This window comes from Zavarzinia sp. (genome assembly GCF_049306435.1).
Taxonomy (GTDB): Bacteria; Pseudomonadota; Alphaproteobacteria; order Zavarziniales; family Zavarziniaceae; genus Zavarzinia.
Genome location: NZ_JBAQRT010000336.1, coordinates 1 through 22078 on the forward strand (window position 1 = coordinate 1; position 22078 = coordinate 22078).

Annotated in this window: 21 protein-coding genes and 1 other RNA gene; 8 read left to right on the forward strand and 14 right to left on the reverse strand. The window is 67.3% G+C overall.

What is annotated here, in order from left to right:
- Positions 1-394 (reverse strand): hypothetical protein (locus WAZ62_RS19460; protein WP_422645192.1); only part of this gene is annotated, 394 nt, incomplete at its 3' end.
- 131 nt (positions 395-525) lie between these two features.
- Here WAZ62_RS19460 and ffs point away from each other — a divergent pair.
- Positions 526-623, forward strand: an RNA gene (gene ffs, locus WAZ62_RS19465) — signal recognition particle sRNA small type.
- Between the two features lie 14 nt (positions 624-637).
- Here ffs and WAZ62_RS19470 read toward each other — a convergent pair.
- The gene (locus WAZ62_RS19470; RefSeq protein WP_422645193.1) at positions 638-1594 is read right to left on the reverse strand and encodes a calcium/sodium antiporter; all 957 of its coding nucleotides are present in this window, start codon (positions 1592-1594) and stop codon (positions 638-640) included.
- 120 nt (positions 1595-1714) lie between these two features.
- Between WAZ62_RS19470 and WAZ62_RS19475 the strand changes: the two genes are divergently transcribed.
- The 3 genes from WAZ62_RS19475 to recR are packed head-to-tail and all read left to right on the forward strand — an operon-like array spanning position 1715 to position 4508.
- Entirely contained in the window at positions 1715-3532 is a 1818-nt protein-coding gene (locus WAZ62_RS19475; protein WP_422645194.1) for a DNA polymerase III subunit gamma/tau, read from the forward strand.
- A 21-nt stretch (positions 3533-3553) separates the two neighbouring features.
- Positions 3554-3874, forward strand: coding sequence for a YbaB/EbfC family nucleoid-associated protein (locus WAZ62_RS19480; RefSeq protein WP_422645195.1), 321 nt, complete (start codon positions 3554-3556; stop codon positions 3872-3874).
- 22 nt (positions 3875-3896) lie between these two features.
- Positions 3897-4508, forward strand: coding sequence for a recombination mediator RecR (gene recR, locus WAZ62_RS19485; protein WP_422645235.1), 612 nt, complete (start codon positions 3897-3899; stop codon positions 4506-4508).
- Here the strand turns inward: recR and WAZ62_RS19490 are convergent.
- From WAZ62_RS19490 to tkt, 9 genes are all read right to left on the reverse strand, one after another.
- Positions 4505-6061 carry an HD domain-containing phosphohydrolase gene (locus WAZ62_RS19490; RefSeq protein WP_422645196.1) on the reverse strand — a complete coding sequence of 519 codons (1557 nt, stop codon included), beginning with the start codon at positions 6059-6061 and terminating at the stop codon, positions 4505-4507. The two genes, recR and WAZ62_RS19490, sit on opposite strands and share 4 nt — an antisense overlap.
- A complete protein-coding gene (locus WAZ62_RS19495) occupies positions 6058-7602 on the reverse strand; it encodes an HD domain-containing phosphohydrolase (protein ID WP_422645197.1) in 1545 nt (514 codons plus the stop codon). The genes WAZ62_RS19490 and WAZ62_RS19495 overlap by 4 nt, the downstream gene beginning before the upstream one ends.
- 200 nt (positions 7603-7802) lie before the next feature.
- A complete protein-coding gene (locus tag WAZ62_RS19500) occupies positions 7803-9689 on the reverse strand; it encodes an asparaginase (protein ID WP_422645198.1) in 1887 nt (628 codons plus the stop codon).
- Between the two features lie 85 nt (positions 9690-9774).
- On the reverse strand, positions 9775-10044 hold the full coding sequence (locus tag WAZ62_RS19505) for a hypothetical protein (RefSeq protein WP_422645199.1): 270 nt from the start codon (positions 10042-10044) through the stop codon (positions 9775-9777).
- A gap of 196 nt (positions 10045-10240) precedes the next feature.
- A complete protein-coding gene (gene thiE, locus WAZ62_RS19510; RefSeq protein ID WP_422645200.1) occupies positions 10241-10897 on the reverse strand; it encodes a thiamine phosphate synthase in 657 nt (218 codons plus the stop codon).
- Between the two features lie 4 nt (positions 10898-10901).
- On the reverse strand, positions 10902-11834 hold the full coding sequence (locus tag WAZ62_RS19515; RefSeq protein ID WP_422645201.1) for a class I fructose-bisphosphate aldolase: 933 nt from the start codon (positions 11832-11834) through the stop codon (positions 10902-10904).
- Positions 11835-11971: 137 nt separating this feature from the next.
- Positions 11972-13210, reverse strand: a complete 1239-nt coding sequence (locus tag WAZ62_RS19520) for a phosphoglycerate kinase (RefSeq protein WP_422645202.1) — start codon at positions 13208-13210, stop codon at positions 11972-11974.
- Positions 13211-13220: 10 nt separating this feature from the next.
- A complete protein-coding gene (gap, locus tag WAZ62_RS19525) occupies positions 13221-14228 on the reverse strand; it encodes a type I glyceraldehyde-3-phosphate dehydrogenase (RefSeq protein ID WP_422645203.1) in 1008 nt (335 codons plus the stop codon).
- Between the two features lie 50 nt (positions 14229-14278).
- On the reverse strand, positions 14279-16294 hold the full coding sequence (gene tkt / locus WAZ62_RS19530; protein ID WP_422645204.1) for a transketolase: 2016 nt from the start codon (positions 16292-16294) through the stop codon (positions 14279-14281).
- A 244-nt stretch (positions 16295-16538) separates the two neighbouring features.
- Here tkt and WAZ62_RS19535 point away from each other — a divergent pair, with 244 nt between their 5' ends.
- The 4 genes from WAZ62_RS19535 (at position 16539) to WAZ62_RS19550 (ending at position 18199) form a co-directional block, all read left to right on the forward strand.
- Positions 16539-17042, forward strand: coding sequence for a hypothetical protein (locus tag WAZ62_RS19535; RefSeq protein WP_422645205.1), 504 nt, complete (start codon positions 16539-16541; stop codon positions 17040-17042).
- 8 nt (positions 17043-17050) lie between these two features.
- On the forward strand, positions 17051-17425 hold the full coding sequence (locus WAZ62_RS19540; protein ID WP_422645206.1) for a cell division protein ZapA: 375 nt from the start codon (positions 17051-17053) through the stop codon (positions 17423-17425).
- A gap of 145 nt (positions 17426-17570) precedes the next feature.
- On the forward strand, positions 17571-17921 hold the full coding sequence (locus WAZ62_RS19545) for a type II toxin-antitoxin system RelE/ParE family toxin (RefSeq protein WP_422645207.1): 351 nt from the start codon (positions 17571-17573) through the stop codon (positions 17919-17921).
- The gene (locus WAZ62_RS19550; RefSeq protein ID WP_422645208.1) at positions 17918-18199 is read left to right on the forward strand and encodes an XRE family transcriptional regulator; all 282 of its coding nucleotides are present in this window, start codon (positions 17918-17920) and stop codon (positions 18197-18199) included. Before WAZ62_RS19545 ends, WAZ62_RS19550 begins: the two co-directional genes overlap by 4 nt.
- A gap of 114 nt (positions 18200-18313) precedes the next feature.
- On the opposite strand, the gene WAZ62_RS19555 is transcribed toward WAZ62_RS19550, so the two are convergent.
- From WAZ62_RS19555 to WAZ62_RS19565, 3 genes are all read right to left on the reverse strand, one after another.
- Positions 18314-19921, reverse strand: coding sequence for an acyl-CoA carboxylase subunit beta (locus WAZ62_RS19555; RefSeq protein ID WP_422645209.1), 1608 nt, complete (start codon positions 19919-19921; stop codon positions 18314-18316).
- Between the two features lie 3 nt (positions 19922-19924).
- Complete coding sequence (locus WAZ62_RS19560) at positions 19925-20416, reverse strand: acetyl-CoA carboxylase biotin carboxyl carrier protein subunit (RefSeq protein WP_422645210.1); 492 nt, start codon at positions 20414-20416, stop codon at positions 19925-19927.
- Positions 20417-20590: 174 nt separating this feature from the next.
- Positions 20591-22075, reverse strand: a complete 1485-nt coding sequence (locus tag WAZ62_RS19565) for a biotin carboxylase N-terminal domain-containing protein (RefSeq protein WP_422645211.1) — start codon at positions 22073-22075, stop codon at positions 20591-20593.
- Between the last annotated feature and the right edge of the window lie 3 nt (positions 22076-22078).

A 22078-nucleotide genomic window follows, 5' to 3' on the forward strand; every position in this document is an offset into this window, starting at 1 on the left:
GGGCCGGGGTCTCGGGCGCGAGCGGCGGCGGGTCGCTGGGGGCGAAGGTCAGGGCGGCGCGGGTGACATCGGCCGGCTGGCGCGCCACCGACCACGACAGGCCGCCATCGTCGGACTGATAGAGCGCGGTGCCGTCTGTCGCCAGCATCACAGTGCCCCAGAGCGCGAGCTTGTAGCCATTGCCATCATAGGGCGAGGGCGAGCCGGCGAGCCGGTCGAGGCAGCCTTCGAGATCGAGGGGACGGGAGTTTTCCCATTTCTCCTTGATCAGGCGGCGGCAGGGCGCGGGCTCGTTCGGATCGGCAGCCCGGGCCTCGAAGGACAAAACGGCCACGAGGGCGAGGGCCAAAGCCACCGCCGTCCGGGTTCCGAGCGGGCCGCGTGTCCGTTTCATGGCGCAACTGTCACCAATACAGGCCCTGCCGTCCACCGGGAACACAACCAAAAAAGAAAGGAAATCAAGGGTATGGGGGAAATTTGCGCAAACCTCTTGCCGAAAACGCTCAACTCGACGATATAGGGGCCGGGAGGTTGGCGGTGGACAGGTCTCTCGCCAACCCGGTCAGATCCGGAAGGAAGCAGCCGTAACGAATTCGATCTGGGTCGTTGTCCAGCCTCCCACCCCGCGCCATGGCGCTCAGGCTACCGAAGCAAGGTAGCCGAGATAGGCCGCGTAGGCCGCGACGAAAACCCCACCCTCGATACGATTCAGGCGCCAGGATGTGCGCAGGAACACCATCAGCAGCAAGGTGGCGCCGACCAGGACCCATATGTCCAGGGCGGCGATTTCCGCCGGCACGGCGATCGGGTGGATGATGGCGGTCAGGCCCAGGATGCCGAAGACATTGTAGATGTTCGAGCCGATGATATTGCCGAGGCAGACATCGCCATGCCCGCGGAGCGCGGCGATGACGCAGACCACCAGCTCCGGCAGCGATGTCCCGACCGCGACCACGGTAAGGCCGATCACGGTCTGCGAAATGCCCATGCCCGTCGCCAGTTCGATCGCCGCCGAGACCAGCAGGCGGGCGCCCAGGATCGTGCCGGCGATACCGCCAATGGTCAGTCCGATGGACAGGGCGAGCCTGGTCCGGGGCGGGGGCGCCGCGTTCTCGGCCGTGTGCTCGTGGGTTTCGCGGCCGCCATCATGGGGCGAGCGCTCCTTGATATAGGCCCAGGCGACATAGGCGACCAGCAGGGCGACCAGCACGCCGCCGATCAGCGACGAGAGGAAGCCGGCCACAACCGCCAGCAGGCAGGCGAAGGTCGATGCCGCGAGCACGGCCCCGTCGCGGTGAAAGGCGGCGGGCTTCACGGCCAGCGGCGCGATAAGGGCCGAGATGCCGAGGATCAACAGGATATTGGCGATATTCGAGCCGACCACATTGCCGACGGCGATCCCGGGCGAGCCCTCCGTCGCCGCGATCACGCTGGTTGCCAGTTCAGGCGTGGAGGTGCCGAAGCCGACAACGGTCAGGCCGATCAGCAAGGGCGAAACCCGAAAGGCCCGGGCAGAGCGGACGGCGCCCCGCACCAGGATTTCCCCCCCGACACAGAGAAGCACCAGGCCGGCCAATAGCGAAAGGATGGTCATTCGCGCCCTCGGGAAGTCATGCAAAGCCATCAGAAGGTGGTGGTCTGCCTTGCGATTGTCAGCAGGGATGAATGCGCATTCTGTTGCCCTGGGCGTCCCGCCCCGCCACAATCGCGCCCGATGACGGACCCTGTGATTCCGGCCGACGTTCCGGCCGAACCTTACCGCGTATTGGCCCGGAAATACCGGCCCTCGAACTTCGCCGAGCTGATCGGTCAGGAGGCGATGGTTCGCACCCTGACCAATGCGATCGCCGCCGGCCGGCTGGCCCATGCCTTCATGCTGACCGGCGTGCGCGGTGTCGGCAAGACGACGACGGCGCGCATCATCGCCAAGGGGCTGAACTGCATCGGCCCGGATGGCAAGGGCGGCCCCACGGTCGAGCCCTGCGGCGTCTGCGTGAACTGCGTCGCCATCGCCGAAAGCCGGCATATCGACGTCCAGGAAATGGACGCCGCCAGCCGCACCGGCGTCAACGACATCCGCGAAATCATCGAGGGCGTGCGCTTCGCCGCCGTCCAGGCGCGCTTCAAGGTCTATATCATCGACGAAGTGCACATGCTCTCGACCAGTGCCTTCAACGCCTTGCTGAAGACCCTTGAAGAGCCGCCGGCCCATGTGAAATTCATCTTCGCGACGACCGAGATCCGCAAGGTGCCGGTCACGGTCCTGTCGCGCTGCCAGCGCTTCGACCTGCGCCGCATCGAACAGGAACGGCTGGTCGCCCATCTCGATGGCATCGCCCGCAAGGAAGGGGCGAGCGTCGCCCCCGCCGCCCTCGCGCTCATCGCCCGCGCGGCCGAAGGCTCGGTGCGCGACGCCCTCTCCCTGCTCGATCAGGCGATCGCCCATGCGGCGGGCCAGGTCGACGAGATGGCGGTGCGCGACATGCTCGGCCTCGCCGACCGCGCCCGGGTCTTCGACCTGTTCGAGATGGTGATGCGGGGCGATGCCAAGGCGGCCCTCGCCGAACTCGGCGATCAATATGATACCGGCGCCGATCCCGCCGTCGTGCTGCAGGACCTGCTCGAACTCGCCCATTGGCTGACCCGGCTGAAGATCGTGCCGGAAGCGGCGAGCGAAGCCACGGCTTCGGAACATGATCGCACCCGGGGCCTCGATCTTGCCCGCTCCCTGTCGATGCCGGTGCTGGCGCGGGCCTGGCAGATGCTGCTGAAGGGCCTCGGCGAGGTGCGGCAGGCGCCCGGCCCGCTGTCCGCCGCCGAGATGATCCTGATCCGCCTCGCCTATGCCGCCGACCTGCCGACGCCGGGCGATCTCGTGAAGCAATATCAGGAGGAGCGGGCAGGCGGCGCCCCCGCGCCCCGCGCCCCCATGGGGGGCGGCAATGGCGGGGGTGGCGCGACCGCGCTGGCGGTTTCCACCGTCGCCGTGTCCGCTTCGCCGGAGCGGGCGCCGGTCGCCAGCGCGGAAGGCAATGTCGTCTATCTGAACAAGGTGGAAAATCCGGACGCCCGGCCGCAGCCCGAGAATTTCGAGGCGCTGGTGGCGCTGTTCGGCCAGCACCGCGAAATCATGCTGCACGCCCTGCTGATGAACGACGTGCATCCTGTCAATTTCGCGCCGGGCAAGATCGTGGTGCGCCTGTCCCAGAACGCGCCGAAGCATCGCCTGCGCGAGATTTCCGACAAGCTGAAGGACTGGACCGGACGGCCGTGGATCATCGAGACCTCCTTCGATGAAGGCGGCGAGACCCTGGGCGATCGCGCCCGGGCCGAGAAGAACGCGATCGCCGAGCGGCTGAAGGCTTCCGCCCCGGTGCGGGCGCTGGAAGCCGCCTTTCCCGGCATCCGCCTTGTCGATATCCGTGCGCGGAAGGCGGCGGGGCCGGCCGAGGATGTGCCCGAGGTGGAGGAAGTCCACGACGAGGATGCCCCCATTCTCGACATCTTCGACCTCGAGAATGAAGACGACTGAGGACTTGAAGGAGCCCGCCCCATGAACTTCGACGAAATCATGAAGCAGGCCCAGGCCATGCAGGCCCGGATGACCGAAATGCAGAGCGGCCTCGACCATATCGAGATCGAGGGGCGCTCCGGCGGCGGTCTGCTGACGGTGGTGATGACCGGCAAGGGCGACCTGAAGCGGGTGAAGATCGACCCCAGCCTGATCCTGGCCGAGGAGGCCGAGGTGCTGGAGGACCTGATCGTCGCCGCCCATCGCGACGCCAAGACCAAGATCGAGGTCCGCATGGCCGAGGAAATGCAGAAGGCCACCGCTGGCCTCGGCCTGCCCGGCGGTTTCAAGCTGCCGTTCTGATGGCGGTCCCCGTCTGATGGCCGTGGCGGGGCCGGAGCCCGGCGGCGCGCTCGACCGGCTGATCCAGCTGCTGTCCCGGCTGCCCGGGCTCGGCCCCCGGTCGGCGCGGCGAGTGGCGCTGCATCTGCTTGGCCGGCGCGAGACGCTGATGGCCCCGCTCGCCGCCGCCATGGCCGAGACGCTGGAGCGGGTTCGCCCCTGCTCGATCTGCGGCAATCTCGATACCGCCGATCCTTGCGCGATCTGCCGCGATGGCTCGCGCGATCCCGCCATCCTCTGCGTCGTCGAGGATGTCGGCGATCTCTGGGCGGTGGAGCGGTCGGGGGCCTTTCGCGGGCGCTATCATGTGCTGGGCGGGCATCTGTCGGCGATCGCGGGCGTTGGGCCCGATGACCTGCACATGGGTCAGCTGCTGGCCCGGCTCGATGGCGGCGAGGTGCGGGAAATCGTGCTCGCCCTCAACGCGACGGTCGACGGCCAGACTACGGCCCATTATGTCGCCGGCCTGATCGCCCCGCGCGGGATCGCCATGACCCGGTTGGCCCATGGCGTGCCGGTGGGCGGCGAGCTCGATTATCTCGACGACGGCACGCTGGCGGCGGCCCTGCGCGCCCGGCGCCCCGCCGAGGGCTAAAGCGTGTGGGGCACGAATTCGCCCCGGGACAGCACGCGCAGGCAGGCATCGACCACCGCGGGTTCCAGCTTGCTGCCCCTGATCTTCACGATTTCCGTGATCGCCTGGTCAAGGCCGAGCGCCGGACGATAGGGCCGGTCGGACGAAATCGATTCGACGATATCGGCGACGGTCAGGATCTTGGCCTCGAGCAGGATCTGGTCGCCCTTCAGGCCCTGGGGATAGCCGCTGCCGTCGATCGATTCATGGTGCTGGCGGATGATGTCGGCGATGGGCCAGGGAAAATCCACCCGCTTCAGCAATTGATAACCGACTTCCGGGTGGCGCTTCACCAGGGCGAATTCGGCGGCGTTCAGCCGGGCGGGCTTGGTCAGGATTTCGACCGGCACCTCGATCTTGCCGAGGTCGTGGACCGTCGCGGCGAGAAGCAGGGCGTGAAGCTTCTCGGCGTCGAGGCCCAGCTCGCGGCCGATGGCGATGGCGAGTGCGGCGACATGCTTCTGGTGGCCGGCGGTATAGGGGTCGCGCTGTTCGAGGACGCCGGCGATGGCGCCGAGGGCATCCTCGAGGGCGGTGCGCAGCTTTTCTTCCTGCAGCACGCGGCTGCGCGTCGCCGCGTCGAGCGCGGCCGCGTTGCGCCGTGCCTCGATGCCGAACATCAGCGTGTCGGCGAATTCCTTGAACAGTCCGATCTCCCGGTCGCCGAAACTGTCCTCGCTGCGGGAATAGACGGTCAGGGCCCCGGCGGCGTGGTTCTGCGCCTGCAGGGGGATCGCGATCGAGGCGGCGATGCCATGCTCGCGGGCTCGCTCCTTCCAGGGGGCGAAACTATGCTGCGACGCCGCCCGGTTATTGACGATCACCCGGTTTTCACGGATGGCGCTGCCGGTCGGTCCAAGCCCCAGGGGGCCATCCCCCCAGGAAATGTTCAGCCCTTCGGCATAGGCGGCGGCCCGGCCGGCACTCGCCGCGACGCGCACCGAATGATCCGCGTCATCGACGGCCCAGCCGATCCAGCACAGTGGATATTCGTCGTCATGGGTCAGCGCGGCGCAGACATTCTCGATCAGTTCCTGATCGCTGCCGGCGCGGACCAGGGCTTCGCCCGCGCGGTGCAGGGCGGTCAGGGCCCAGTCGTGGCGGCGCAGCGATTCCGTCAGAAGGTGCTGTTCGGTGACATCCTCGAAACTCACCAGGACACCGATGACCTCGCCTGCTTCGTCGTGGAGCGGCCTTTTCGAGGTGCGCAGCCAGGAATGGCGGTCGCCGATCACGAAGGGCTCCTCGAGCGTCAGGGCCTCGCCCGTCGTCATGACATGCTGATCGGCCTGGACGTAGAGCGCGGCGAGTTCGGGCGCGAAGAAATCGGCGTCGGTCCTGCCGACGATATCGGCGACCGGCCGGCCGAGATCCCGGGCATAGGCCCGGTTGCAGGTGACATAGACCGACCGGCGGTCCTTGATCATCAGGCGCTGCGGCAATTCGTCGAGCACCGAGACGATGCCGCCGCCCTGTCCCAGCCAGGCCGCCAGCAATTCCTTGTCGCGGGTCATGGCGCGGCCCTTTTCGGTGTCGGTGGAAAGTCGTAGTGCTCGTCGACCAACAGGCGCAGACAGGCGTCGGCGACGGCGGGATCGTACAAGCCGCCGGCATGGCGACGCAGTTCGGCGACCGCGTAGTCGCGATCGTGAGCCCGCCGAAAGGGACGATGCGCCATCATGGCGGCGACGCTGTCGGCGACCCGGATGATCCGGGCATCCAGCAGGATCTCGTCGCCCGCGAGGCCTGAAGGATAGCCGCTGCCGTCGAAATTCTCGTGGTGCTGCAGGGTGATGTCGGCGATCGGCCAGGGAAAATGGATGTCGCGCAGAATGGCGTGGCCGGCCGCGGGGTGCAGGCGGATCAGGTCCATTTCCTCGGGGCCGAGGGCGCGCGGCCGGTTCAGGATCTCGGCCGGGGTCTGGATCTGCCCGACATTCTGCACGGTCGCCGCCAGGCGCAAGCCTTCGATCCTGTCCCTGTCGAGGCCCAGGGTCTCGCCGATCCGAACCGCCAGATCGCGAACTCTGTGAGCATGGCCTTCCGAAGCCAGATCCCGGTATACGAGGGCCGAGGCTAGGGCGTCGATCGTCTGTTCCAGGGCCTGGCGCAGGTCCGCGCTTTTTTCGGCCAGGTGGCGCTCCGCTTCCTTGCGCTCGGTGATGTCGCGGACGAAGGCGAGGACATAGTCGCCGACGTCGTCATAGACCGCCGTCACCTCGAGCGGCCAGATTTCGCCGGTGCGGGTGCGGTGTCTCGTCTCATAGGTGGTCTTGCCGGCGGCGCGAATGCGGGCGAAGAGGTCGCGCACATTGTCGCCGGGGACCATCACCTTGAGGCTGGTCAGATTCATCCTGGACAGTTCTTCGAGCGAATAGCCGCTGCGCCGGGCATAGGCCTGATTGGCGTCGAGGATACGGCCATCGAGGGCGAATTTCAGGGTGAATTCGACCTGCGACGAAACAAGGCCGTGGCTGAGCGCGAGTTCCTCGAGGTCGATCATCGACTGTGCCCGGCGTCCGGCCCGGCGCTCGAGCTGCATGGTCAACAACCAGCCGAACATGCAGGTCGCGACCACCTGCACGCCAAAGAGATCGACCCCGTACTTGAGGAGAAGGCCAACGGCCTCGTCGCGGGGCGGGACCAGGAGGAGGGACAGGGCTTCGGTGACGCCGGCCGCGACACCCGTGGCCAGGATGCTGAAGAAGGGCACCGGCCTGCCGAGCACCCGGGCGCCGGTCAGGCGGGCGACGGCCGTGCAGGCGATGAAGTCCGCGATCACCCCGGCAACGCCGGCATAGACCGCGATGCCCCCCATCGCGGCCCGGATACAGGCGATTTCGATGGTCACGAATAGGCCCATGAGCGGTCCGCCGAACAGCGTGGCGATTGCGATCACGGACCCCCGCTGGTCGAGCATGATCCCCTCGGCGCTGTGGAAATGGAGAAACATCACAGCGGCAGAGAGGGCGAAAATGGTCACGTCGCGCGAAAGCTGCTGCCGCTCGGGGCGCAGCCGTTCGGCGATCAGCGTGTCGACGGCGAGGAACGCCACGAAAAGGGCGAGGGACAGACCCCCGGCTGAGAGTAAGGCTGAGAAGTGATCCATCGTCGTTTCTTGAGGGCTCCCCGTGGAGGGCCGGGACGGCACCCTGTCGAGGCGGGTCTCGAGGCAAAGCAACGGGACAAGGAAATCGAATCACCAGGCGGCGGAAGTTTCAGCGTATCCCCAGACCGGACGAAGGGGGCGGAAATCTACCCGCGTTCGCCAGCGATGTTTCTCGCCATGGCTGTGGCGAGTCCGTCGCCCCGATGACCGGCGGCGATCAGGCAGTGCAGCTTGGCGATCGCCGCTTCCACGGTCATGTCGTGGCCGTCGATCACGCCTTCGCGCAGCAGAACGGAGCCGGCGGCATAGGTGCCGAGCCGGGTGCCGCCGTGTGGCGCCTGGCTCAGGGCGACGACGGCGACGCCGGCCCGCCGCGCCCGCTGCAGGAAATCCTGCATCCGCCCGTCGAGCGAGGGCACGGTGCCGCTGCCATAGCATTCCAGCACGATGGCATCCGGCCGAACCGCCAGCGCGGCATCGAGCACGGCGGGCGGAAAGCCCGGCACGAGACGCAGGCTGAACACGGTCGCCCGGCCAAGCGCCGCTGGAATTTCGAGCGACAGCGGGGCGGCCGGCCGGTCGAGGGCGGCGGGATCGACGATCAGCCGGGGCGAGAGCCGGGCCAGCGGCGGGTGATTGGGACTGTCGAAGGCGGCGAAATCATGGGACGAGACCTTGGTCGCCCGGTTGCCGCGCAGCAGCAGCCCGTTGAAGGCGAGGCAGACTTCGTCGATATCGGTCGCGGCGAAACTCAGGGCGGCGACGACATTGCCGAGGGCATCGCTGCCCTCCGCTTCCAGCGGCCGCTGGGCGCCGGTGACGATCACCGGCCGGTCCAGGCCGCGCAGCAGGAACGACAGGGCCGAGGCGGTATAGGCCATGGTGTCGGTGCCATGGAGGACGATGAAGCCGTCGTAATGCTCGTGATGGGCGGCGATGACATGGGCGATGGTGCCCCAGTCGGCCGGGGTCGCCTCGGCGCTGTCGATCGTCCGGGGCAGGGCGGTGAAGCTGAAGCCGGGCAATTCCGCCGCCATGGGCGCCAGGCGTTCGGCGAGGGCGACGGGCAGGTCGTCCTGCGGCACCAGCCCGTCGGGCGAGGGGCGCATCCCGATGGTGCCGCCGGCATAGATGATCAGGATATGGCGATCGAGATCGAGGTCGAGATCGAGGGCCGGGGGCCCCTGGAGGGCGAGCGCGGGGGCCGGCGGCAGGAAAGGCTCGGTGGCGGCGGGCGGCGGACGCCGGGCGCTGCCCGTCTCGTCGCGGTAATGCTGGTCGAGGAAATCGTCGAACAGGTCGAAGCCAGGGCCGACATCGACCCGCCACCAGTCGGCCGGCACGATCCCGGCATAGCGCAACTGATACCAGCGCGGCTGGCCCGGCAGATGGACGAAGGCGACGGCCAGCGTCCCTTGCGTGATCACCGTCGCCAGGGTCTCGGCCGGGGCCGGCTCGCCCCTCGCGGGCGGCAGTTCGTCGGTCAGGTCGAAGGCCCGCGCCGGGTCGAGGGCGGGCAGGGCGGTGCCCGTCGCCTCGATCACGCCATCGTCGTTCAGCACCAGCCAGTGGCGCGACAGGAGCCGGGGCGCCCGGTACCAGATGAAGAGGACATGGCCGACGACCAGGGTGATCGCCAGCGCCAGCCACAGCAGCCGCAGCCAGCCGGGGATCGCGCCCCGCGTCTCGGGCGACAGCAGGCCGCCCCAGAACAGCGGCTCGGACAGGATGGGATCGATCAGCAGCAGGAAGGCCGGCACGCCGACGATGAGGGCGGCGATCAGCGGCAGGGCGCGCGGCTGGTCGATGACGAGGCCCGACAGGCCCGACCACAGGACCCGCCATTCGTCGATGAGGCCGGCGCCCCGCCCGCTGTGCGGGGCATGGACATGGATCGGAATGCGCAGACCCAGACCCTCACGCCGCCGCCGCCGGGCCACCGCCGCCGCGCGATAGAAGGCGGAGACATAAAGCAGGGCGACAAGGGTTACACCGCCGAGGACCCCGATCAGGATACGCCAACCATCCGACATGCCCGCCCCGATCCCCAGTCCCCGTTGTGGCGGACATGACAGACGGAGTTGGCTCCCGCGTCAATTTCCGTGACGCCCCGCGCCGTCAGGCCGGTCGCGGCCGGCCCTGGCGGACATAGAGCAAGGCCCCGTCGACCAGCCATTGGTCGCGGCCGATCGCCCGGATATCGACCCTTCCGTCCGGCAGGACAGGGGCAAGGCCGAGGAAGGCGAATCGGGCGCCATATTTGTCGCGCACCTGTTCGTAGATGGCGCGGCCGTGAAAATGACCCAGGATCTCGCCGTCGCGCCGGCCGACCTCGATCTCGAAGAAGGTGCGCGGCGCGACGACCTGATGCGGCATGGTTCCCGGCATGATCATTCCTCCGATCGTTGCTGGATGATCGAAGGCTAGGCGAGCCGGGCCTAAAGGCGCGCTACGAACCGAAGATGGCGGGCGCTCCCCTTTTCGTCACGTCGACGAAGGCCGGAGTCTCGTGAGGGGCGGGCGCCTTTGCCTGATCGAGGCCCCGGCCTTCGCCGGGGCGACGTTGGCGATATGAAAGGGGGCGCTACGAACCGAAGATGGCGTTGAAGCCCTTCACCGCCGCGGCCGGGCCTTCGGGGTGCTGCCAGATGCCGGCGGAAACCGCCAGGAAATCGGCGCCGGCCTCGACCAGCGGGCGGCAGTTCTCGACAGTGATGCCGCCGATGGCGACCTGCGGCACGGTCATCATTTCCGACCACCAGGTGACCAGTTCGAAGGGCGCGCGAGCCCTGGGGTCCTTGGTCGTCGTCGGGAAGAAAGCACCGAAGGCGACGTAATCGGCCCCGGCCTCGCCCGCTTCCATGGCGAGATGGCGGCTGTCGTGGCAGGTCACGCCGACGATGGCGCTCGGCCCCATGATGCGGCGGGCCTCGGCGTAGGGCGTGTCGTCCTGGCCGACATGGACGCCGTCGGCGCCCAGCGCCTGGGCGAGGTCCGGCCGGTCGTTCAGGATGAAGGCGGCGCCCGCCCGCTGGACGATGGGCATCAAAGCATCGGCGGTGCGCATGATGTGATCGTCGGTGACGTCCTTCAGGCGCAGCTGGACACAGGCGACGTCGCCCGCGTCGAGGGCGGCCTTCAGCTCTTCGCTGAAAGCCTTCACCTCGAGCGCGGGCGGCGTGATCAGATAGAGGCGGCAGGGGGCCTTGGGGTCGTCCTGCACCGGCTTTCCTGCCGCCAAGGTCTTACTCCTGGCCCTTGTAGATGCGGACCAGCTTGTCCAGCATGGCGAGCGCGTCTTCGCGCGAGCGCTGGAAGGTGTTGCGGCCGATGATCGAACCGTTGCCGCCGCCGTCGCGGATCGCGCGGGCGTCGTCATAGACCGAATCTTCCGACTTGGCCGCGCCGCCCGAGAAGACGACGATGCGCTTGCCGGCGAAGCAGGCCTGGGTCACATGGCGTACGCGGTCAGCGAGGGTCGCGGTCGGCACCGGGTGCTTCTCGTAGACCTTCTTGGCCTCGCTCTGCTCGATGAAGTCGGAGGGGAGCTTCACCTTGATGATATGAGCGCCGGTCAGGGCGGCCATATGGGCGGCATAGGCGCCGACGTCGAGCGCCAGTTCGCCGTCCTTCGACAGGTTGCCACCGCGCGGATAGGACCAGACGACGACGGCGAGGCCGCAGGCCTTGGCTTCGGCGGTCAGCTCGCGCAGCTCTTCCATCTGGTCGAACATCTGGTCCGAGCCGGGATACATGGTGAAGCCGATGGCCGAGCAGCCGAGACGGATGGCGTCCTTCACGCTTGCGGTCACCGCCTGGTCGGGGGCTTCCTTGGCGCGCGACAGCGAGTTGGACGAATTGACCTTCAGGATGGTCGGGATCTGGCCGGCGAACGTATCGGCGCCGGCTTCCAGCATCCCGAGGACCGAGGCATAGGCCGACAGGCCGGCGTCGATCGCGATCTGGAAGTGGTAATGCGGGTCATAGGCGGCGGGGTTCGGCGCGAAGCTGCGCGCGGGACCATGCTCGAAGCCCTGATCGACCGGCAGGATGATCAGCTTGCCGGTGCCGCCCAGGCGGCCGGCGCCAAGAATGCGGGCGAGGTTGGTCTTGGTACCCGGGTTGTCGCTTTCGTAGAACGAAAGGATGTCCTTCACCTTCTTGGTGATCTTCGACATTTGGTCCCCCAATGATGGACTGCTTCAGTGGAATGGGCGCGCTTTTAGCAAGGTGCGGCGGAGTCGTCCATGCTGCGGCGCATCGGAAAAGAAAGAAGCCGGCGGGGATTTCGTTCCCGCCGGCTTCTGAAATCTTGCTACTTCGCCAGCGCTTTCACGCCCGGCAGGTCCTTGCCCTCGAGCCATTCGAGGAAGGCGCCGCCCGCGGTCGAGACGAAGGAGAAATCGTCGGCCGCGCCGGCATGGTTGAGGGCGGAGACGGTGTCGCCGCCACCGGCGACCGACAGCAGCTTGCCCTCGCGGGTCAGTTTGGCCACTTCGCGGGCGGCCGCGTTGGTCGCCGTGTCGAAGGGCGCGATCTCGAAGGCGCCGAAGGGGCCGTTCCAGACGACGGTCTTCGCCTTGGCGAAAACCTCGGCGACCCGCTTCACCGATTCGGGGCCGACGTCCAGCATCATCGCGTCTTCAGGCAGGGCATCGACCGAAACGGTCTCGCAAGGAGCATAGGCCTTGAACTCGCGGGCAACGACGCCGTCGACCGGCAGGACGATTTCCGTGCCCGCCGCCTTCGCCTTGGCGATGATGGCAAGGGCGGTATCGGCCATGTCGCGTTCAGCGAGGCTCTTGCCGATGGCCTTGCCCTGCGCGAACAGGAAAGTATTCGCCATGCCGCCGCCGATCACCAGATAGTCGACCTTGCCGACGAGATTGCCGATGACCTCGAGCTTGGACGAGACCTTGGCGCCGCCGACGACGGCGACCACGGGATGCGCCGGATTGCCGAGGGCGGCTTCGAGGGCGTCGAGTTCCTTCTTCATCCAGATGCCGGCGGCATGGGGCAGCAGCTTGGCCAGACCCGCGGTCGAGGCATGGGCGCGGTGTGCGCAGGAGAAGGCGTCGTTCACATAGAATTCGCCGAGCGAAGCGAGCTGGGCGTTGAATTCGGGATCGTTCTTTTCCTCGCCCGCGTGGAAGCGGGTGTTCTCGAGGACCAGCACGGCGCCGGGCGCCATGGCATCGACCGCGGCCTTGGCCACGGGGCCGACGCAATCGGCGGCGAAGGCGACCGGCAGGCCGATGATCACCGGCAGGGCGTCGGCGACGGCGCGCAGGCTCTGCGAGGCGTCCCAGCCCTTGGGCCGGCCGAAGTGCGACAGCACGATGACCTTGGCGCCCTTGGCGGCCAGGGCCTTGATGGTGACGGCATTGGCCTGCAGGCGGGTCAGGTCGGTGACGACGCCGTCCACCATCGGGGCGTTCAGGTCGACCCGAAGGAGCACCCGGCGACCGTGAAGGTCGCCGAGATCGTCGATGCCGAGAAAGCGGCTCCCCGCCGTGGCGGCGGGCTCGTCACGCTTGGCGGTTTGCACGCTCATCGGATGCTCCTCAGATCAGCTTCGCCATGGCGACGGCGGTGTCGCTCATGCGGTTCGAGAAGCCCCATTCGTTGTCGTACCAGGTCAGGATCCGGACGAGGGTACCGTCCATGACCTTGGTCTGGTCGAGGGCGAAGGTCGAGGACGCCGGATCATGGTTGAAGTCGATCGAGACATTCGGCGCCGCCGTGAAGCAGAGAACGCCCTTCAGCGGGCCGTTGGCGGCCGCGATGATGGCGTTGTTCACTTCCTCGACCGTGGTCGCGCGCTTGGCGACGAACTTCAGATCGACGACCGAGACGTTCGGGGTCGGCACGCGGACCGAGACGCCGTCCAGCTTGCCCTTCAACTCCGGCAGCACGAGGCCGACGGCCTTGGCGGCGCCGGTCGAGGTCGGGATCATGGACAGGGCGGCGGCGCGGGCGCGGTACAGATCCTTGTGCATCTGATCGAGCGACGGCTGGTCGTTGGTGTAGCTGTGGATCGTGGTCATGAAGCCCTTGTCGATGCCGATGGCATCGTTCAGGACCTTGGCCACCGGGGCGAGGCAGTTGGTGGTGCAGGAGGCGTTGGAGACCACCAGATGCTCGGCCTTCAGGGCGTTATGGTTGACGCCATAGACGACGGTGAGGTCGGCGTTGTCGGCCGGGGCCGAGACGAGGACGCGCTTGGCGCCGGCGGTCAGATGCGCCGAGGCCTTGTCCTTCGAGGTGAAGATGCCGGTGCATTCCATGGCGATGTCGACGCCGAGTTCGGCGTGCGGCAGCTCGGCCGGATTGCGCACGGCGGTCACGCGGATCTTCTGGCCGTTCACGACGATGAAGTCGCCGTCGACCGAAACCTCGCCCGGGAAGCGGCCGTGCACCGAGTCGAAGCGCAGCAGATGCGCGTTGGTCTCGACCGGGCCGAGGTCGTTGATGGCAACGACTTCGACATCTTTACGGCCGGATTCGGCGATGGCGCGCAGAACATTGCGGCCGATACGCCCGAAACCGTTGATCGCTACCCGAACCGTCATTCAATCCTCCTGTCAGCCTATCACTTGCGGATGGCGGCAAAGGCCGCCGGTCATTTGCCGATCGCGGCCTTGGCCGCTTCGGCGACCGCTTCCGCGGTAATGCCAAAATGCTTGTAAAGGTCGGATGCGGGCGCAGAGGCCCCGAACCCGTCCATGCCGACGAAGTAAGTCGGTACCCCCAGGATCGGTTCCCAACCCATCGCGATACCAGCCTCGACACCGACGCAGGGCGCGCTGCCGACCACGGTCTCCTGATAGGCCTGATCCTGCGCGGCGAACAGCTCCATGCAGGGCACGGAGACGACGCGGGCGGGGATCCCCTCCTGCGCCAGAATGTCGCGCGCCTTGACCGCGATTTCGACCTCGGAGCCCGACGAGAACAGGCTGACCCGCGCGATGCCGCCGGTCGCCGGCAGCAGTTCATAGGCGCCCTTGGCCGTCAGGTTCACGTCCGTGTGGGTGGTGCGCAGGGTCGGCAGGTTCTGGCGCGACAGGGCGAGCAGTGACGGCGTTGTTTGCGAGGCGACAGCGACCGCCCAGGCTTCCGCCGTCTCGACCGTATCACAGGGGCGGAAGACATTGAGCCCCGGAATGGCGCGCAGCGAGGCAATCTGCTCGACCGGCTGGTGGGTCGGGCCGTCTTCGCCAAGGCCGATCGAGTCATGGGTCATGACGAAGATCGAGCGGATGCCCATCAGGGCGGCGAGGCGGATCGAGGGCCGGCAATAGTCGGCGAAGGCGAGGAAGGTGCCGCCATAGGGGATGACACCGCCATGCAGGGCCATGCCGTTCATCGCGGCGGCCATGCCATGTTCGCGCACGCCCCAGTAAACGTAGCGGCCTTCGTAGGAGCCGGGCGCGAAGGTGCCGAGGCCCTTGGTCAGCGTGTTGTTGGAGCCGGTCAGATCGGCCGAGCCGCCGATCGTGGTCGGCACCACCTTGTTGATCACCTCAAGCGTCATTTCCGACGACTTGCGGGTGGCGACCGACGGCTTGCCCTCGGAAATTTTCGCCTTGAAGGCATTGATCTCGCCGATCAGGGCGCCGGGCACGAAGCCCGAGAAGGCATTCTCGAAGTCTTCCTGCACCGCCTTGGGCGCGGCCAGGAAACGGTCGCCCCAGCTCTTGCCCTCGGCGGCGCGGGCGGTGGCGGCATCCCGCCAGGCCGACAGGATGGCGTCCGGGATCTCGAACGGGCCATGGGGCCAGCCCAGCGCCTTGCGCGCGCCTTCGATTTCGGCGGCGCCGAGCGGGCTGCCGTGGGCCGACGACTTGCCGGCCTTGGTCGGCGCGCCGAAACCGATCGTGGTCCGGCAGGCGATCATGGTCGGCTTGTCGGCCGACAGCTTCGCCCTGGCGATGGCGGCCGAGACCGCGGCGGCGTCATGGCCGTCGACCGCGTCGACCGCCCAGCCGGCCGCCTTGAAGCGCAGTGGCGTATCTTCCGAGGTGGACAGATCGGTCGCGCCGTCGATGGTGATCTTGTTGTCGTCCCAGAGCACGATCAGCTTGTTCAGCTTCAGGTGGCCAGCGAGCGAGATCGCCTCCTGCGAGATGCCTTCCATCAGGCAGCCGTCGCCGGCGATGACATAGGTGAAATGGCTCATCAGCGCGTCGCCGAAACGGGCGCGCAGATGCGCCTCCGCCATCGCCATGCCGACCGCGTTGGCGATGCCCTGGCCGAGGGGGCCGGTCGTCGTCTCGATGCCATCGGCGTGGCCATATTCCGGATGGCCGGCGGTGCGGGCGCCGAGCTGGCGGAATTTCCTGATCTCGTCGAGGTCGATGTCCGGATAGCCGGTCAAATAGAGCAGGGCATAGAGCAGCATCGAGCCATGACCGGCCGACAACACGAAACGGTCGCGGTCGGGCCAGCCGGGGTTCTTCGGGTCATAGCGCAGATGTTCGGTGAAGAGCGCGGTCGCCGCGTCGGCCATGCCCATCGGCATACCCGGATGGCCGGACTTCGCCGCCTCGACCGCATCCATCGCCAGGGCGCGGATCGCATTGGCCATGTCCCTCTTGGTCGGCGCCGACGACGAAAGGGGGGTGCTGGTCTCGTTCATGGGGAAATCGCCCGATTACTTGCGAAATTCGCGAAATTCCGTGCCCCGCGCGCGCGATGACGGATCGCGGCGTTGCATTACAGACAGGCGCGCGACTGTCAACCATCATGGGCGCGCAAGGGCCATGACAAGGTATGGAAAGCGCCGATTTCGGCCGCGCGGGAATTGACCCGGAATCGAAGCAGGCACATTCTATAGAATGATTCGTGCGCAACCCTTCGCACATATTGATTTGAGGTCGCCCATGGACCGTCTGGCCGCCGCCGAAGCAAGACTTGCCGTCGCCCTCGATCGCCTGGAGGCGGCGACCGGCGCCATGCCGTCGGCGGTCGACCCGATGGTGCACGCCACATTGGTCGACGAATACGACCGCCTGACCCGCGATATCGACGAACTGGCCCAGGCGCTCGAGGATGCCCGGTCGGACAATCGCCAGCTCGAAGCCCGCATCGCCGAGCTCGCGGCCGAGAATGTCGCCCTCAGGGAGCAGGGCGCGGTTCCCACCCCCACCCTCGATGCCGAGATGGAACGCCGCCTCATGGATGCCGAGGCCTTCGCCGATGAAGCCCTGAATGAGCTCGACCTCGCGCGGAAGGAAATGGCCGAGCTGAAGGCCGCCCTCGTCCAGGCCGAAAAGCTCGGGGCGCAGCGCCAGGCCGATCTGTTCCGGCTCGAGACCGCCAATGAGACCGCCACCAAGCGGCTCGACCAGACCATCGGGCGGCTCGACCGCGCCATTGCCGAGTGAGGATGCCCATGCGGCAGATGAAGGTGCGGGTGAACGGCCGCGACTATCGCGTGTCCTGTGCCCAGGGCGACGAAGCCAAGATCGCCGACCTCGCGGAATATCTCCAGGCCAAGGTCGAATCCCTCGGCATTCCCGCCAATACCCCGGTCGCCGAGGCGCAGGTCCTGCTGCTCGTCGGACTTCTCGCCGCCGACGATCTGTCGGACCGGCTGAACGAGATCGAGGCCCTGCAGGCCGAGGTCGAGCAACTCCGCGGCGAAATCTCCCGTCTGCATCACGAGCACAGCAACCGCGTCTCTTCCTACGAGACGCGCTCTGCCCAGGGGCTCGAAAAGGCCGCGGCCCGGGTCGAACAGCTGGTCGCCCGCTTCGAGCCGGTTTGAGGTCGGCGCGGTCTTCGGTGGGCCGCGAGGTATTGGGTGGGGCCTGACGGCCCGGACACTCAGGACATTTTGCCTGCGGATTGTCGAAGCCGGCCGGTTGACCGGGGCGGTCGCCTGAGGCAATCTGTATCATGTACGGTACGAAATGGACCGGCAAGCGAAGAAGATCAATGCCAGTTTCTATCGCTCCTCTGGCGGTGCCGAGCCGGTGCGCGAATGGCTGAAGGATCTTGCTTTCGAGGATCGGCGGGTCGTTGGCTTCGATCTTGCCACCGTGGAATTCGGCTGGCCGATCGGTATGCCCGTTTGTCGCTCCCTGGGAAGCGGTCTCTGGGAAGTTCGTAGCAACTTGCCGCGGGGACGCATCGCGCGGGTAATTTTCTGTATCGCGGAAGGCCGGATGGTGCTGCTGCACGGCTTCATCAAGAAGACGCAGAAGACACCGGCCGGAGACCTGAACACGGCCAAAACCCGTCAAAAGGATGTAATGGCGTGACCAACAAGCACATTGGCTCCTCCCTGGACGACTTCCTGAAGGAAGAGGGAATGTTCGAGGAAGCCGCCGCCCACGCCCTCAAGCGTGTGCTGGCAACGCAGATTGCCGAAGCCATGGATGCCGAAGGCCTCACGAAGACCGCCATGGCGCGCCGCATGAAGACCAGCCGGGCCCAGTTGGATCGTCTGCTGGACCCGAACAACGAGAAAGTGCAACTCGATACCGTACAGCGAGCCGCATCCGCCGTCGGCCGCACATTGCGCATCGAACTGGCCTGATCAGCTTACACAAGGCCCAAGGCGCGGGGCAACCCGAGACGCATCAATGAGGGGGGGCGCGAGCCCCGGGATCTTGCCCCCGGCCCGCCCCTTTCGAGGCGGGCCGGGTTGCCCTCACATCCGGAAGACGCCGAAATGCGGGCGGTCGATCGGGCGGTTCAGGGTGGCGCTGAAGGCGACGCCGAGGGCGTTGCGGGTGTCGACCGGATCGAGGATGCCGTCGTCCCACATTTCAGACGTCGAGTAGAGCGCGCTGGACTGGCGGCGGTAGTCGTCGAGGATCGGCTCGCGGATCGCCGCGATCGCCTCGGCCGAAAGCTCGCCGCCGCCCCGCGTCGCCTGTTTCACCTTCAGTTCGGTCAGGACATTGGCCGCCTGGTCGGCGCCCATGACCGAAATCTGGCTCTGCGGCCACATGAATAGGAAGCGGGGGTCGAAGGCCCGGCCCGACATGCCGTAATTGCCCGCGCCGAAGGAGCCGTTGACGATCACCGTGATCTTCGGCACCTCCAGCCCCGAGACCGCCATGATCATCTTGGCGCCGTCCTTGGTGATGCCGCGGTGCTCGTATTCGCGCCCGACCATGTAACCCGTTATGTTTTGCAGGAACAGGATCGGCGTGCGGTTCTGGTCGCACAGCTGCATGAAATGGGCACCCTTCAGCGAGCTGTCGTTGAACAGGACGCCATTGTTGCCGATGATGCCGACTCGCATGCCCCAGAGATGGGCGAAGCCGCAGACGAGGGTGGTGCCATAGGCTGGCTGATACTCGTGGAAGCGGCTGCCGTCGACGACGCGGGCGATCACTTCGCGCATGTCGAACTGCACCTTGATGTCGCGCGGGATGATGCCGTAAAGCTCGGCCGGGTCGTAGAGCGGCGCTTCCGGCGCGATCCGCTCGATCTTCAGCTTCTCCACCCGCTTCCAGGTGCCGACGATGTCGCGGGCGATGGCGATGGCGTGCATCTCGGTATCGGCCGGATAGTCGGCGGTGCCGGAAATCTGGGTATGGGTGTCGCAGCCGCCCAGCTCGTCGACGGTGACGACCTCGCCGGTCGCCGCCTTCACCAGCGGCGGGCCGCCCAGGAAGATGGCGCCCGTGCCGCGCACGATGACATTATATTCCGACAGGGCGGGGATATAGGCGCCGCCCGCGGTGCAATGGCCGAGCACGATGGCGACCTGGGGAATGCCCAGTTTCGACAGGGTGGCCTGATTGCGGAAAATGCGGCCGGCCAGATATTTGTCGGCGAAGAGATCGGCCTGGAGCGGCAGGAAGCCGCCGGCGGAATCGCACAGATGAACGACCGGCAGGCGGTTCTCGATCGCGATGTCGAGGGCGCGGACGATCTTCTTGACCGACAGGGGATACCAGGAGCCGCCCTTCACGCTGGGATCGTCGGCGTGGATCACCACCTCCTGGCCGGCGACGATGCCGATGCCGGTGACGATGGCCGCCCCCGGCACGTCGCCGCCGTAAGCCTGATTGGCGGCGAGGGTCGAGAGTTCGAAGAAGGGCGTGCCGGGATCGAGCAGGGCCTCGATCCGCTCGCGCACCGACAGCTTGTGCTGGCGGGCGAGACGATCGAGGTCACGCTGCGGCCGCTCGAAGCGGGCCTTGCGGTGCTTGTCGCGCAAGGTTTCGGCGAGGTTGCGGTTGTGGATCGCATTGGCCTGGAACTCGGCCGAGGTCGTGTCGATCTGGCTGTGAATGAGGCGCATGGCTTAAGACTCCTCGAGGGGGGCGAGGGTGATCAGGGCGGCGCCCTTGTTGAAGGTCTTGCCGGCGGCGACATGGGTCGTCGCGACGATGCCGTCGCGCGGGGCCTTGATCGCGGTCTCCAGCTTCATGGATTCGATCACCATCATGATCTGACCGGCGGAAACATTCGCGCCCGGCTCGACATTGACGGCGACGACCGAACCGGGCATGGGCGCGACCAGCGTGTCGGCACCGCCCTCGGCGCCCCCCTTGGCGAAGCGGGCCATGGCCTCGCGGAATTCGACGCGGAAGGCGCGGCCGTCCAGGTGGATATGGGCGACATTGCCTTCGACCGCGACATGGACCCGGTCGCGCCGGCCGTCCGTGACGAGCTGCGTGCCGTCGAAGGCGACGGCCAAGGTGTCATCGCCGACAAGCAGATGGTGAAGACCGTCGCCGGCCGGGACGAGTCCGGCTTCATGCTCGGCCTCGTCGATCAGGAAGAGATGGCGCATGGGCGTTTCCCGCGTCTTTCCGAAGCTGATGTTCGAATGATTGAATATTGAAGATCGTCGTCCCGGCGCAGGCCGGGACCTTGTGCCGAGCAGGGCGCCCAGGCCTTCACAAGATGCCGGCCTTCGCCGGCATGACGAGAATTGGGGAGAGCGTCCATGGCCCGCGAAGCGACGCTAGTTCCGCCAGCCGCCCATGGCGGCGTGCAGGGCGGGAATACGATCGGCGGCGTCGCGCACCGGCCGGATGGTGAGGGCGGCGGCGGCCAGCAGGCGGCGGCGCAAGCCTTCGTCCAGCGCCGGTTCGGCGGCGAGGTCGGGCCTTGCGTCGAGGGTGCCGGTATGAACCTCCCCCGCGGCGAAGACCGCGTCGGCCAGCAGCCGGTCGAGGAAGGCGATATTGGTCTCGCAGCCCAGCACGACAGTCTCGGCCAGCGCCTTGCGGGCGCGGGCGATGGCTTCGGCCCGGGTGGCGCCATGGACGATCAGCTTGGCCAGCATGGGATCGAAGGCGGTGGTGACGGCCTGGCCCCTGGCGATGCCGGCATCGACGCGGATGCCGGGGCCCTCCGGCCAGTCGAGGCTGAGCAGGCGCCCGGTGGTCGGCACGAAGCCGCGCGACGGGCTTTCGGCGTAGATGCGCAATTCGATGGCATGGCCGCTGGACGGCACCTCGCTCTGCGTCAGCGGCAGAACCTCACCGGCGGCGACGCGCAATTGCACCTCGACCAGGTCGAGGCCGGTAACCTCCTCGGTTACCGGATGTTCGACCTGCAGGCGGGTATTCATCTCGAGGAAGAAGAACTCGCCGTTGCCATAGATGAATTCGACCGTGCCGGCGTTGCGATAGTTGGCCGCCCGGGCGATGCCGGCCGCGGTCTCGCAGATGTCGCGGCGCTGTTCAGGCGTCAGGGCGGGCGATGGGGTCTCCTCCACCACCTTCTGGAAGCGGCGCTGGACGGAACATTCGCGTTCCCACAGATGGATGACGTTGCCATGGCCGTCGCCCATCACCTGCACCTCGATATGGCGCGGGTTCTCGACGAAACGCTCGACGTAAAGCCGGCCGTCGCCGAAATAGCGCTGGCCTTCAGAACGGGCGCGCTCGATCTCCTCGTCCAGGAGGGCAAGGTCGCGGACGATGCGCATGCCCTTGCCGCCGCCGCCGGCCGACGGCTTGATCAGCAAGGGCGTGCCGACCGCCCGGGCACGGGCATTGAAGCTGGCGGGATCGTCGTCCTCGATCGCCGAGGGGGCGACGGGAAAGCCCCGGTCGGCGACGAACCTGCGGGCGCGCACCTTGTCGCCCATCAATTCGATGGCATCGGGCAGGGGGCCGACGAAGGCGATGCCGGCGGCGGCGACCGCCCGGGCGAAGCCGGCGTTTTCCGACAGGAAACCGTAACCGGGATGGATCGCGCCGGCCCCGGCCGTCCTGGCGGCGGCGATGATCTGGGCGCCGTCGAGGAAGGCGGCGACCGGCGTCACGCCCTTGATCTCGATCGCGATATCGGCGGCGGCGATGGCCGGCGCGCCCTTGTCGGCGGCGTGATAGACGATCGCACCCTTGAGACCGAGCCGGCGCAGGGTGCGCAGGATGCGCAGCGCGATCTCGCCCCGATTGGCGACGAGGACGGTATCGAAGGGAAAGGACTGGGGCATCGC

Coding starts and splice junctions, on each gene's coding strand:
- WAZ62_RS19545 (WP_422645207.1), top strand. CDS start 17,571: ATGGACCGGCAAGCGAAGAAGATCAATGCCAGTTTCTATCGCTCCTCT.
- WAZ62_RS19505 (WP_422645199.1), bottom strand. CDS start 10,044: ATGCCGGGAACCATGCCGCATCAGGTCGTCGCGCCGCGCACCTTCTTC.
- WAZ62_RS19565 (WP_422645211.1), bottom strand. CDS start 22,075: ATGCCCCAGTCCTTTCCCTTCGATACCGTCCTCGTCGCCAATCGGGGC.
- WAZ62_RS19470 (WP_422645193.1), bottom strand. CDS start 1,594: ATGACCATCCTTTCGCTATTGGCCGGCCTGGTGCTTCTCTGTGTCGGG.
- WAZ62_RS19560 (WP_422645210.1), bottom strand. CDS start 20,416: ATGCGCCATCTCTTCCTGATCGACGAGGCCGAGCATGAAGCCGGACTC.
- WAZ62_RS19555 (WP_422645209.1), bottom strand. CDS start 19,921: ATGCGCCTCATTCACAGCCAGATCGACACGACCTCGGCCGAGTTCCAG.
- WAZ62_RS19475 (WP_422645194.1), top strand. CDS start 1,715: ATGACGGACCCTGTGATTCCGGCCGACGTTCCGGCCGAACCTTACCGC.
- WAZ62_RS19515 (WP_422645201.1), bottom strand. CDS start 11,834: ATGTCGAAGATCACCAAGAAGGTGAAGGACATCCTTTCGTTCTACGAA.
- WAZ62_RS19540 (WP_422645206.1), top strand. CDS start 17,051: ATGCGGCAGATGAAGGTGCGGGTGAACGGCCGCGACTATCGCGTGTCC.
- gap (WP_422645203.1), bottom strand. CDS start 14,228: ATGACGGTTCGGGTAGCGATCAACGGTTTCGGGCGTATCGGCCGCAAT.
- WAZ62_RS19500 (WP_422645198.1), bottom strand. CDS start 9,689: ATGTCGGATGGTTGGCGTATCCTGATCGGGGTCCTCGGCGGTGTAACC.
- WAZ62_RS19480 (WP_422645195.1), top strand. CDS start 3,554: ATGAACTTCGACGAAATCATGAAGCAGGCCCAGGCCATGCAGGCCCGG.
- WAZ62_RS19535 (WP_422645205.1), top strand. CDS start 16,539: ATGGACCGTCTGGCCGCCGCCGAAGCAAGACTTGCCGTCGCCCTCGAT.
- WAZ62_RS19520 (WP_422645202.1), bottom strand. CDS start 13,210: ATGAGCGTGCAAACCGCCAAGCGTGACGAGCCCGCCGCCACGGCGGGG.
- tkt (WP_422645204.1), bottom strand. CDS start 16,294: ATGAACGAGACCAGCACCCCCCTTTCGTCGTCGGCGCCGACCAAGAGG.
- WAZ62_RS19490 (WP_422645196.1), bottom strand. CDS start 6,061: ATGACCCGCGACAAGGAATTGCTGGCGGCCTGGCTGGGACAGGGCGGC.